Origin of the sequence: Sphingomonas sp. FUKUSWIS1 (assembly GCF_000733135.1) — a bacterium.
Taxonomy (GTDB): domain Bacteria; phylum Pseudomonadota; class Alphaproteobacteria; order Sphingomonadales; family Sphingomonadaceae; genus Sphingomonas; species Sphingomonas aerolata.
The window spans coordinates 30,673-41,841 of record NZ_JPJC01000112.1; the positions used below are offsets into that span (position 1 = coordinate 30,673).

An 11,169-nucleotide genomic window follows, 5' to 3' on the forward strand; every position below is an offset into this window, starting at 1 on the left:
GAGTGTATGGTGTCCGGGCCATCACGACTCGACCCTTTCGCCTTGCTCGTGGCGGCTTTCGATGCGTTCGACGAGGCCGTCCTTGAAGTGGACGACGGTGCGCGCGAAGGCGGCCATGTCGGGTTCGTGGGTGACCATCAGCACGGTGATGTTCTGTTCCGCGTTGAGCCGGGTCAGCAGCTGCATGATCTCGACCGAGCGTTCGCTGTCGAGGTTGCCGGTCGGTTCGTCCGCGAGCAGCACGTCGGGGTTCGTCACCAGCGCGCGCGCGATCGCGACGCGCTGTTGCTGGCCGCCGGACAGCTCGGCGGGGGTGTGGTCCCACCAGTCCGCCAGTCCGACCGTGTCGAGGCTCGCCATCGCCGCCGCACGCCGCGCACGCTTCTCGTCGCCGCGGTACAGGAGCGGCAGCTCGACATTCTCGAGCGCGGAGGTGCGCGAGAGGAGGTTGAACCCCTGGAACACGAAGCCGAGATATTTGCGGCGGAGCAGCGCGCGCTGGTCGCGGTCGAGCGTCTCGACATGATGGCCGCGGAACAGGAACGTCCCCGCGCTCGGCACGTCGAGACAGCCGAGGATGTTCATCGTCGTCGACTTGCCCGACCCCGACGGCCCCATCACCGCGACGAAATCGCCGCCGGCAATGTCGAGGTCGACACCTTTCAGCGCCTGGAACATCGTCGCGCCCGCGCCGTACGTCTTGGTGACGCCGCGCAGCGAGATCAGGGGCGGATTACTGGCCACCGCCCCCGCCCTTGCTCGCGCCACCGCCGCGCCGACCACCGCCGCCGCGCTTGGTCTCGTCCGAGCCGCTGGCGAGCTGGCCGGTAATGACCTGCGCGCCGGGCTGGAGATTGCCCGACAGAACCTCGGTCATCGTCCCGTTGGTGTCGCCGGTGGTGATCTGCACCGGCTGCGGCGTGCCGTCGGCGCCCTTCACATAGATGGTCTGCTGCGCGCCGCGGCCGAGCGTCGCGGTCCGTTCCGCCCCGCCGCCGCGCCGCGGCCGGAAGGTCAGCGAGCCGGCAATGCCGCCGCCCGCATCGCCCGACGCGGCGGTCGGCTTGAACCGCAATGCGGCGTTGGGGACGAGCAGCACGCGCTGCTTGTCCGACGTCACGATGTCCGCGGTCGCGGTCATCCCCGGGCGCAGCGTCAGCGACGGATTGGCCACGGTCAGGTCGGCGGCATAGGACACGACCTGGCCGGTGGTGGTCGTCGTGCTGGTGCTCGAACTCGACGAGGTCGCCGAGCTGACCGTCAGGTTCGAGCCGAGATCGACACGCGTGATCGTCGCGGGGAAGGTCTTGCCGGGAAAGGCGTCGACGGTGAAGTTGGCGCGCTGGCCGATCTTGACCTCGCCGACGTCCGCTTCGTCGATCGCGACCTCGAGCTTCATCTTGGTCAGGTCCTCGGCGATCACGAACAGCGTCGGCGTGTTGAACGACGACGCGACGGTCTGGCCGGGATCGATCTGGCGCGCGAGCACGACGCCGGTTACCGGCGAGCGAATGATCGCGCGCGCGCGCTGCGTCTGGCTCTGCGCGAGTGCGGCGCGGCTGGCGACGACATTGGCCTCGGCGACCTTCTGCGCGGCGAGCGCGCGCTGATAGTCGGCGCGGCCGGCCTGAAGCTCGGTCTTGGACGGCACGCGCCCGCCCGACAGCCGCGCGACTTCCTCGAGCCGGTTGAGCTGTGCGCGCGATTCGGCGACGGTCGCCTGCGCCTGGTTCACCTGCGCCTGGTTGGCGGCGAGCTGTGCATTGCCCTGGCGGATCTGGTCGTCGAGCTGTTCGGGATCGATCAGCGCGAGCGGCTGGCCCGCGACGACGCGGTCGTTGACGTCGGCGACCACCTTGGTGACCAGCCCCGACAGCTGCGACCCGACCGTCACCTGGTTGGTCGGCGCGAGCTTGCCCGTCGCGGACACCGTCACGGTCAGGTTGCCGCGCTCAGCCGCCTGGGTCGAATATTGCGTCTGCTCCTTCGCGCCGAAGCATTTGGCGAGCAGCAGGCAGAGCAGCACGACGCCGACCGCGATCGCGACCCATTTGATGTAGCGTTTCCAGGGGGCCTGCGGCCTCACGCCCAGAAAGTCGTCGATCGATGCGTCGGCCATCAGCGTGCCTCTGGATTGGAGATGGGCGCTTGCGGGATCACGGTCGCGTCCCAGCCGCCGCCAAGCGCGGCATAGAGCGCGACCAGCGCGGTCGCGGCGTCGGCGCGCGCCTGGGTCGCGCCGTTGCGCGCGGACAGCAGCGCGACCTCCTGCTGGTTGAGCGTGGTGAAGTCGGTCAGCCCGGTGCGATACTGGCTGCGGCTGAGGATCGCCGAATTGTTCGCGGCATCGAGCGCGATGGCGAACTGGCGCTCGCGTTCCTGCGCGGTCTGGAGCGCGACGACCGCATTCTCGACATCCTCGAGCGCGGTCAGCACGGTCGACTTGTAGAAGGCGAGCGCGCCGTCGGCGGCGGCCTCGCTGGTCCGCACCTGGCTGCGCAGCCGGCCGCCGTTGAAGATCGCCTGGGTCAGCCCCGCGAACAACCCGCCGGTGATCGCATCGCCGATATTGCCGATCGAGGTCGCGTTGGTGTTGATGTTGCCGGTGATCGCGAGCGCGGGATAGAGCTGGGCCTTGGCCACGCCGATCCGCGCGGTGGCGGCGGCCAGCGCGCGCTCCGCCGAGCGGATGTCGGGACGCTGGCGCAGTGTGTCGCCGGGAATGCCGACGCCGACCGCCTTCGGCCCGACCGGGATAGGCTTGACCGGCGCGAGCAGCGGCCGGAGCGCGCCCGGCGCCTGTCCGGTCAGCACGCCGATCCGCGCGACCGCTGCGGCATATTGCTGGTCGAGGCTCGGGATCGTCGCGGCGGTCTGGGCCCGCTGCGCGCGCGCCTGTTCCTGGTCGAGGCTGGAGACGAGCCCCGCCTGGACGCGGAACCCGGCGATCTCGAGATTGTCGTCCTGGATCGTCAGCGAGGCGCGCGCATTGGCGAGTTGCTGCTGATACAGCCGGGCGAGCACATAGTTGCGCGCGACCTCGCTCTCGATCGAGATGAGGACGGTCGCATAGTCGTAGCCCGACGCTGCGTACTCCGCGCGGCTCGCCTCGATCGTGCGGCGGATCTCGCCGAACACGCCGACCTGGTAGCTGGCGCTGGCCCCCAGCGTGAAGCTGTTGGTGCCGCCGCCGCCGGTGTCGACGACGGTGCCGTCGGGCAGCGTGAACGACCGCCCGCCGCCGCGCAGATTCTCGTTGCGCTGATAGCCGCCCGAGCCGCTGAGCGTGGGGAGCAGCGAGGCGCGGTTCTGGACCAGGCTCTCGCGCGCCTGGCGGAGGCGGGCGACGCTCTGCGCGATGTCGAGATTGGTCGCCGCCGCCTGCTCGACGAGCTGGCCGAGCACGGGGTCGTCGAACCGCTGCCACCAGCGCGTCAGATCCTCGGGACTGGTCGCGGGGGTGACGGAATAGGCGTCGGGCACCCCCAGCTCGGCCGCCGCCTTCGGACGATAATCCGGCCCGACCGAGCAGCCGGCGAGCAGGACGGGCATGAGGAGGAAAGCTCGGACGCGGGACATGGGCGGCAGGCATGACGCAATGCCCCTTCCCTCGTCCAGTGGTTTCGTGTCGCAACCTGTCGCAACCGGGGCGAGCTGTGGGTGGGTGCGTGCGGCCGTGCGGCCATCCCTCTCCGCCGTCATCCTGACGAAAGTCAGGATCCAGGGTAACACAGGGTGACGCTCGGGGCTCTGGATCCTGACTTTCGTCAGGATGACGGTGGGGGTTGGGGTTGGTGACGGCCCCGAAGCATCGCCCCGAACCCCAAGCCCTGCTATGACGGCAATCGAACCGCACCCGTTCCAATTTTGCACTGCAGCGGAACGGAGCGTCACAGCCGGGGGTTAGACGACCATGCTTGCCGAACGCCAGCCTGCTACTGAAGTCCTCGCACCCCCGCCGCACGTCCGCGACGACGCCAGCCTGTTCTTCGATTTCGACGGCACCCTGGTCGATCTGGCCCCGACCCCCGATGCGGTGGTCGTCGATGCCGGCCTGCTCGACCAGCTCGACCGGCTTGCCCTGCGCTTTCCGGCGCGCGTCGCGATCATCAGCGGGCGGTCGATCGCGCAGCTCGACGCGATGCTCGGCCAGCATGCGCGGCGGTTCGCGGTCGCGGGCAGCCATGGCGCCGAACGCCGCACGCCCGAGGACGGCCATGTCGCCGCCGAACGCCCCGCCTCGCTCGAAACCGCCGCGGAGGCGCTGCGCGCCTATGCCGAGGCGAACGCGCTGGTCTATGAGGCCAAGTCGCTCGGCGCCGGGCTGCATTACCGGATGGCGCCGGCGTTTGAGGCGGATGCGGTAAGCCTCGCCGAGGATCTCGCGCGCACGCACGGCCTGACGCTTCAGCGCGGCAAGATGATGGTCGAGCTGCGCACCCCCGGCGACAAGGGCGCGGCGCTGCGCGACCTGATCGCCGCGCCGGCGCTGGTCGGCAGCCGCCCGTTCTTCTTCGGCGACGACGTCACCGACGAGGATGGTTTCGCCGCCGCGCATGCGCTGGGCGGTGCGGGCATCCTGATCGGCCCCGAACGCCCTACCGCCGCCACCTACCGCCTCGACGATGTCGCGGCCCTTCGCGGCTGGATTGCCGCCATATTGGAATCATGATGACCGCTACCCAGTCCGCCAGCAGCCTGACCCCGTCCGGCCCGACCCCCGACATGAACCTGTGGCCGATCGGCAATTGCCAGGTGTCCGCGCTGATCGACCGCACCGGCACGTTCGTTTGGGGCTGCGTGCCCCGCGTCGACGGCGACCCTGCCTTCTGCGCGCTGCTCGGTGGTGACGCCCCCGAGACGGGCCTGTGGGCGATCGAGCTCGAGGGCAGCGCGAAGACCACGCAGACCTATATCCGCAACACCCCGATCCTGGTCACCCGGCACGAGGACGAGGCGGGCAACGCGGTCGAGGTCACCGATTTCTGCCCGCGCTTCGTGCGCGAGGGGCGGACCTATCGCCCGACCAGCTTCGTGCGGATCGTCAAGCCGGTCGCGGGCAGCCCGCGGATCCGGATCCGCCTGCGCGTCGCGACCAACTGGGGCCAGCCGACCACGCATACGCAGGGGTCGAACCATATCCGGTTCCTGATGGACGACCAGACGCTGCGGCTCACCACCGATGCGCCGGTCGGGCATATCGTCGGCGAGCGCTGGTTCCGGCTCGAACGGCCGATGCACCTGTTCCTGGGGCCCGACGAGAGTTTTGCCGGCGTGCTGCACGAGGCGGCCGAGGCGATGCTGACGCGGACCAAGGACGAATGGCGCCACTGGGTGCGCGGGCTGGCGACCCCGGTCGAATGGCAGGACGTCGTCATCCGCGCGGCGATCACGCTGAAATTGTGCCAGCACGAGGAGACCGGCGCGATCGTCGCCGCGCTCACCACCTCGATCCCCGAACATGCGGGGTCCGAGCGCAACTGGGATTACCGCTATTGCTGGATCCGCGACGCCTATTACACGGTGCAGGCGCTCAACCGGCTCGGCGCGCTCGACGTGCTCGAGGGGTATCTCGAATATCTGCGCAACATCGTCGACGCGTCGAAGGGCGGGCATGTCCAGCCGCTCTACGGCGTCGGCGGCGAGGCGACCCTGGTCGAGCGCGTCGCGCCCGCGCTGCCGGGCTATCGCGGCATGGGTCCGGTCCGCGTCGGCAACCAGGCATACGAGCAGATCCAGCACGACGCGTACGGCCAGATCATCCTGTCCGACGTCCAGGCGTTCTTCGACCAGCGGCTGTTCCGCATGTCGAGCCATGAGGATTTCAAGAGCCTCGAACTCGTCGGCGACCGCGCCTGGGAGACCTATGACAAGCCCGATGCGGGGCTGTGGGAGCTGCGCACCAAGGCGCATGTCCACACCTATTCCGCGGCGATGTGCTGGGCGGCGTGCGACCGGCTCGCCAATGCGGCGGGCGTGCTCGGGCTCGAGGATCGCCGGACGTTCTGGAACGCGCGCGCGGACACGATCCGCAAGACGATCGAGACCTCGGCGTGGCGCGAGGAGACTCAGCGCATCTCCGCGACGTTCGGCGGCGACGATCTCGACGCGAGCCTGATCCAGCTGCTCGACCTGCGTTTCTTCGCGCCCGACGATCCGCGTTTCCAGTCGACGCTGAAGGCGGTCGAAGAGGGTCTCCGCCGCGGCAGCCACATGCTGCGCTATGCGACCGAGGATGATTTCGGCCTGCCGCATACCGCGTTCAACGTCTGCACCTTCTGGCTGATCGAGGCGCTGCACGCGACCGGCCGCGCCGCCGATGCGTGCGCGCTGTTCGCCGAAATGGTCGCGCGGCGCACGCCCGCGGGGCTGCTGTCCGAGGATATCGACCCCAATACCGGCGAGCTGTGGGGCAATTATCCGCAAACCTATTCGCTGGTGGGGCTGATCAACTGCGCCGTCCTCCTCAGCAAACCCTGGAGCGCCGTACGATGAGTCGCCTGGTCGTCATTTCGAATCGCGTGCAATCGGTCGACGCGCCGTCGGGCAACCAGGGCGGCCTCGCGGTCGCGCTGCTCGCGGCGTTGCGCGAAAAGGGCGGGGTCTGGTTCGGCTGGTCGGGCGCGACCACCGAGACCTTTACCGGCCATATCAATTTCCAGCAGGGCAAGGGCGTCACCACCGCGACGATCGACCTGGAGGAACAGGATTTCGACGAATATTATAACGGCTATGCGAACCGCACGCTGTGGCCGCTGTTCCATTACCGGATCGACCTGACCGAGTTCGAACGCGATTTCAGCAGCGGCTATGCGCGGGTGAACAAGCGCTTTGCCGAGACGGTGCTGCCGCTGATCGAGCCCGACGATCTCGTCTGGGTGCATGATTATCATCACGTCCCGCTGGGCCGCGAGCTGCGCAAGCTGGGGGTCGAGAACAAGATCGGCTTCTTCCTCCATATCCCCTGGCCGCCGATGGCCATGCTGCTGTCGCTGCCGAGCCACCGCGCGCTGGTCGAATCGATGTTCGCGTACGACGTGGTCGGGTTCCAGACGCAGGACTGGCTCGACAGCTTCCTGCATTACGTCACCAGCCAGCTCGACGGCGTGGTCGGCGAGGATGGCTGGGTGACGGTCGGCGATCGCACGATCAAGGCGATCACCACGCCGATCGGGATCGAGACCGCGGATTTCGAGAGGTCCGCGAGCAGCGACACCGCGCGCCATGCCAAGGAACGGATGTACATGTCGGCGACCGGGCGCAGCCTGATCGTCGGGGTCGACCGGCTCGATTATTCGAAGGGCCTGGCCGAGCGCTTCTCGGGCTATGAGCGGTTCCTGGCGTCGCACCCCGATCACCGCGGGCTGGTCTACATGCTCCAGATCGCGCCGCCTTCCCGCGAGAAGGTCGACACCTATCAGGAGATCCGCGCGAACCTCGATTCGATGTCGGGGCGGATCAACGGCGAATTCTCGGACATCGACTGGACGCCGATCCGCTACGTCAACCAGGGCTTCCCGCGCGACGTGCTCGCGGGGATCTATCGCGCGGCGCGGGTCGGGCTGGTGACGCCGCTTCGCGACGGGATGAACCTGGTCGCGAAGGAATATGTCGCGGCGCAGGATCCCGAGGATCCGGGCGTGCTGATCCTGTCGCAGTTCGCGGGCGCGGCAGCGCAGCTGTCGGATGCGGTGCTGGTCAACCCGTACAGCCCGGAGGAAATGTCCGACGCGATCGCCCGCGCGCTCAAGATGCCGCTGGCGGAGCGCAAGGCGCGCTGGGAGAAGCTGATCGACAACGTCCGCAAGGAGGACGTGATGTGGTGGTGCGAACTGTTCATCACCGCGCTTGAAGATGCGCCGGAGCATGTCGAGGCGTAACCAACGTCGTCATCCCCGCGCAGGCGGGGATCCAGACTGGCTACCCCTGCGAGTCTCCTCCACGGCCAGCCAATATGGATCCCCGCCTACGCGGGGATGACGGCTTGAGCGGGGATGACGGCTTGAGCTGGGATGATGCCGAGCGGTGACGGGTTCTTCTCAAAACCCGTCATCCTGACGAAACGGGTGTCCGCGCCGCGCCAGCGTTACGACGCGACACCCCGCACCGGGTCCGGCGCCATCAGCAGGCGGCCGCGGGGCATCGCCTCGGGCATTTCCGCCGTGATATACGCCAGCATCGCCTCGCGGACGTCGCAGCGCAGGTCGAACGCGACCGAGGCGTTCTTGGCGGTCATCAGCGCGCGGAGTTCGACCGCGTCCGCCTTCATGTCGGTGACCTGGAGGTTGAAGAACCGGCCGTCCCAGCGCGGATTGGCCTTCACGACCTCGCCCAGCTTCTCGCGCAGTCGGGGCACGTCGGTCGACGGATCGACATACCAGAAGACCGAGCCCATCAGCTGGCTGGTCTCGCGCGTCCAGTTCTGGAAGCTCTGTTCGAGGAACTTCGACACCGGCACCACGAGGCGGCGTTCGTCCCAGATCTTGATGACGACGAAGGTCAGGTTGATCTGCTCGACCCGTCCCCATTCGCCGTCGACGATCAGCACGTCGTCGAGCCGGATCGGTTCGGTGAACGCCATCTGCACGCCGGCGATCAGGTTCTTGAGCGCAGGCTGGGCGGCCGCACCGACGACGAGGCCGGCGATGCCCGCCGACGCCATCAGCGTGACGCCGATCGAGCGGATGCCGGGGACGCTGAGCAGCATCAGGCAGACGCTGATGAAGATGATGAAGAAGGTGCCGATCCGGCCGAGGATCGCCGCACGGGTGCGCTTGCGCCGCGCGCGCAGATTGTCCTCGACGGTGATGTCCGAGCGGATCTCGATCACGTCCTGGAACGCGCGCAGGGCGGCGACTGCGAGCCAGCCGAGCAAGGCGGGGACGAGGAAGCCGAGCAGCTGCTTCCACAATTCCTCGATATCGTCGTCCATCGGCAGGATCCGCGCGACAAACGCGACGCTGACCGCGACGAACACTGCGCGCAGCGGCCGGCGGACGCGCGCGAGGACAAGCCCGTCGGTCTTGGCGGTCGAGCGCCGCTGCGCATGGCCGGCGATCCGCATCGTCAGCCAGTGCGCGACCAGCGCGAAGAGCACCGCCGCCGAGACCACGGCGACGCTTTCCAGCCAGACCCATTCGGGTGGTATGTGGAGCGATCTGAATATGCGCATGACAGCGCAACGGTGCGGGTGCGGGGATGTTCCGCTGCGGTGCAGCATGGGGGCGCGCGCGTTGGATATGCGCACCTCCCCGGCGGAGGCCGGGGCCCAGTTGGAAAGGTCGCAGTAATGGAGGGCGGCCCGCAGTTGCCGCCGTCCCCCAACTGGGCCCCGGCCTTCGCCGGGGTGGTGTGCTTTTCTGACGCGGGTCGCTCGCAAACACCTGCGTTCCCGGATGACGCGCCTCCATGATCATGCCACAAGACAGCGACCATGATCGCCCGGAGAATCAGACGCTTCCTGAGCGAGGAAGACTGGACGTTCGCGCCGCACGAACTGCCCGTCCTCCCCGGCTCGCCGGGCTCGCCCGCGCATCCGCGGCACCGCCAGATCGCCTATGCGCTGATCGGCATCCTGCTCGGACTGACGGTCGGCTTTGGCAATGCGCTTATCAGTGCGAACACCTACACGTTGCAGGGTGCGCTCGGGCTCGATCCGGCAGAGATCGCGTGGCTGCCGACGGTCTATGTGATGACCAACGTCAGCATCAACCTGCTGATGATCAAGTTTCGCGCGCAGTTCGGGCTCAGGCCGTTCGCGCTGATCTTCCTCACGCTCTACGTGCTGGTGACGCTCGCGCATCTGTTCGTGCACGGGTTCGCCACCGCGATCGCGGTGCGGGCGATCAGCGGGATGGCGGGCGCCGCGCTGAGCAGCCTGTGCCTCTATTACGTGATGCAGTCGCTGCCCGCGAAATGGCGGCTGAAGGCGGTGGTGCTCGGCATCGGCATCCCGCAATGCGCGACGCCGCTCGCACGGCTGTTCTCGCCCGACCTGCTCGCCATGTCGCAGTGGCGCACGCTGTATTTGTTCGAGCTCGGCCTCGCTTTGCTGTCGCTCGCCGCGGTCGCGGCGCTGCGGCTGCCGCCGACGACGCGGAGCAAGGCGTTCGAGCCGCTCGACTTCCTCACCTTCGTGCTGTTCGCGGGGTCGACCGCGCTGTTCGCCGCGGTGCTCGGGCTCGGGCGGATCCTGTGGTGGACCAATGCGCCGTGGATCGGCTGGGCGCTGATCGTCGCGATCCCGATGTTCGCCGCCGCGATCGTCGTCGAGCATCACCGCGTCAACCCGCTGCTCAACACCCGCTGGCTCGGCAGCGCGGACATATTGCGCTTCACGGTCGTCATCGTGATGGCGCGGATCGTGCTGTCCGAACAGACCTATGCCGCGGTCGGCCTGCTGACCGTGCTGGGGCAGAACAACGACCAGCTCATCCCGTTCTTCCTGATCATCTTCGTCGCCTCGGTCGCGGGCGTGATCGCGAGCGCGGTGACCCTCGACGTCGAGCGGCTCGGCCACCCGATCATGCTTGCGATCGGGCTGGTCGCGGTGGCGGCGTGGTTCGACTCCTATGCGACCAGCCTGACGCGCGCGCCGCAGATGTACGTGACCCAGGCGATCATCGGTTTCTCCGCGACCTTCTTCCTGGGCCCGGCGCTGCTGTTCGGGATGACGCGCGCGCTGAAGGAGGGTGCGGGGCACATCATCAGCTTCATCGCGCTGTTCGGGATCATCAACTCACTCGGCGGGCTCGGCGGCACCGCGCTGCTCGGCAGCTATCAGGTGGTCCGCGAGAAGGCGAACAGCGCCGCGCTGGTCCAGCAGATCTCGCCGACCGACCCGATCGTCGCGCAGCGCATCGCCGCGGGCGGCGCCGCGGTCGGCCGGGTGATCGTCGACCCGACGCTGCGCAGCGCGGAAGGTGCGGCGATTTTGTCGCAGACCACGACGCGCGAAGCAAACGTGCTTGCCTATGCCGACGTCTTCCGCTTGGTCGCGATTCTCGCCGGAGGGACGTTCGGGTATCTCGTCTTCCTGATGGTGCGACGCCAACGACGCGAACGCCGTGCGCGACTTGAGAGGACGACATGACCGACGCCCGCAGCCCGGTGGCAGAAGGCCCCGCGACGGAGGAGAAACAGGCGGAGACGGCCGCCGCGCCGACCGCC

Annotated in this window: 8 protein-coding genes; 4 read left to right on the forward strand and 4 right to left on the reverse strand. The window is 68.3% G+C overall.

What is annotated here, in order from left to right; genetic code table 11:
* Nucleotides 1-21: 21 nt before the first annotated feature.
* Genes sphsw_RS07935 through sphsw_RS07945 form a run of 3 tightly spaced genes read right to left on the reverse strand, consistent with a single transcriptional unit; the run spans nt 22 to nt 3,552 of the window.
* Nucleotides 22-678 (reverse strand): ABC transporter ATP-binding protein, encoded by a 657-nt coding sequence (locus sphsw_RS07935; RefSeq protein WP_081874217.1) that lies wholly within the window; start codon nt 676-678, stop codon nt 22-24.
* Nucleotides 679-733: 55 nt separating this feature from the next.
* A complete protein-coding gene (locus tag sphsw_RS07940; RefSeq protein ID WP_031440132.1) occupies nt 734-2,119 on the reverse strand; it encodes an efflux RND transporter periplasmic adaptor subunit in 1,386 nt (461 codons plus the stop codon).
* Nucleotides 2,119-3,552: an efflux transporter outer membrane subunit gene (locus sphsw_RS07945; RefSeq protein ID WP_235188322.1), complete on the reverse strand. Its 1,434-nt coding sequence runs from the start codon at nt 3,550-3,552 to the stop codon at nt 2,119-2,121. Before sphsw_RS07945 ends, sphsw_RS07940 begins: the two co-directional genes overlap by 1 nt.
* 361 nt (nt 3,553-3,913) lie before the next feature.
* Between sphsw_RS07945 and otsB the strand changes: the two genes are divergently transcribed.
* Genes otsB through sphsw_RS07960 form a run of 3 tightly spaced genes read left to right on the forward strand, consistent with a single transcriptional unit; the run spans nt 3,914 to nt 7,880 of the window.
* Nucleotides 3,914-4,672: a trehalose-phosphatase gene (gene otsB / locus sphsw_RS07950; protein ID WP_031440134.1), complete on the forward strand. Its 759-nt coding sequence runs from the start codon at nt 3,914-3,916 to the stop codon at nt 4,670-4,672.
* Nucleotides 4,672-6,495: a glycoside hydrolase family 15 protein gene (locus sphsw_RS07955; RefSeq protein WP_235188323.1), complete on the forward strand. Its 1,824-nt coding sequence runs from the start codon at nt 4,672-4,674 to the stop codon at nt 6,493-6,495. The genes otsB and sphsw_RS07955 overlap by 1 nt, the downstream gene beginning before the upstream one ends.
* Entirely contained in the window at nt 6,492-7,880 is a 1,389-nt protein-coding gene (locus sphsw_RS07960) for an alpha,alpha-trehalose-phosphate synthase (UDP-forming) (RefSeq protein ID WP_031440136.1), read from the forward strand. The genes sphsw_RS07955 and sphsw_RS07960 overlap by 4 nt, the downstream gene beginning before the upstream one ends.
* 206 nt (nt 7,881-8,086) lie before the next feature.
* Here sphsw_RS07960 and sphsw_RS07965 read toward each other — a convergent pair whose 3' ends face one another.
* Nucleotides 8,087-9,172, reverse strand: a complete 1,086-nt coding sequence (locus tag sphsw_RS07965; RefSeq protein WP_031440137.1) for a mechanosensitive ion channel family protein — start codon at nt 9,170-9,172, stop codon at nt 8,087-8,089.
* A gap of 261 nt (nt 9,173-9,433) precedes the next feature.
* Here sphsw_RS07965 and sphsw_RS07970 point away from each other — a divergent pair, with 261 nt between their 5' ends.
* Nucleotides 9,434-11,092 (forward strand): MFS transporter, encoded by a 1,659-nt coding sequence (locus sphsw_RS07970; protein WP_031440138.1) that lies wholly within the window; start codon nt 9,434-9,436, stop codon nt 11,090-11,092.
* The last annotated feature ends 77 nt before the right edge of the window (nt 11,093-11,169 follow it).

Bases quoted from the DNA above. Each gene is read 5' to 3' on its own strand.
- sphsw_RS07935 (WP_081874217.1), bottom strand. From the start codon at position 678: ATGTTCCAGGCGCTGAAAGGTGTCGACCTCGACATTGCCGGCGGCGAT.
- sphsw_RS07940 (WP_031440132.1), bottom strand. From the start codon at position 2,119: ATGGCCGACGCATCGATCGACGACTTTCTGGGCGTGAGGCCGCAGGCC.
- sphsw_RS07945 (WP_235188322.1), bottom strand. From the start codon at position 3,552: ATGCCCGTCCTGCTCGCCGGCTGCTCGGTCGGGCCGGATTATCGTCCG.
- otsB (WP_031440134.1), top strand. From the start codon at position 3,914: ATGCTTGCCGAACGCCAGCCTGCTACTGAAGTCCTCGCACCCCCGCCG.
- sphsw_RS07955 (WP_235188323.1), top strand. From the start codon at position 4,672: ATGACCGCTACCCAGTCCGCCAGCAGCCTGACCCCGTCCGGCCCGACC.
- sphsw_RS07960 (WP_031440136.1), top strand. From the start codon at position 6,492: ATGAGTCGCCTGGTCGTCATTTCGAATCGCGTGCAATCGGTCGACGCG.
- sphsw_RS07965 (WP_031440137.1), bottom strand. From the start codon at position 9,172: ATGCGCATATTCAGATCGCTCCACATACCACCCGAATGGGTCTGGCTG.
- sphsw_RS07970 (WP_031440138.1), top strand. From the start codon at position 9,434: ATGATCGCCCGGAGAATCAGACGCTTCCTGAGCGAGGAAGACTGGACG.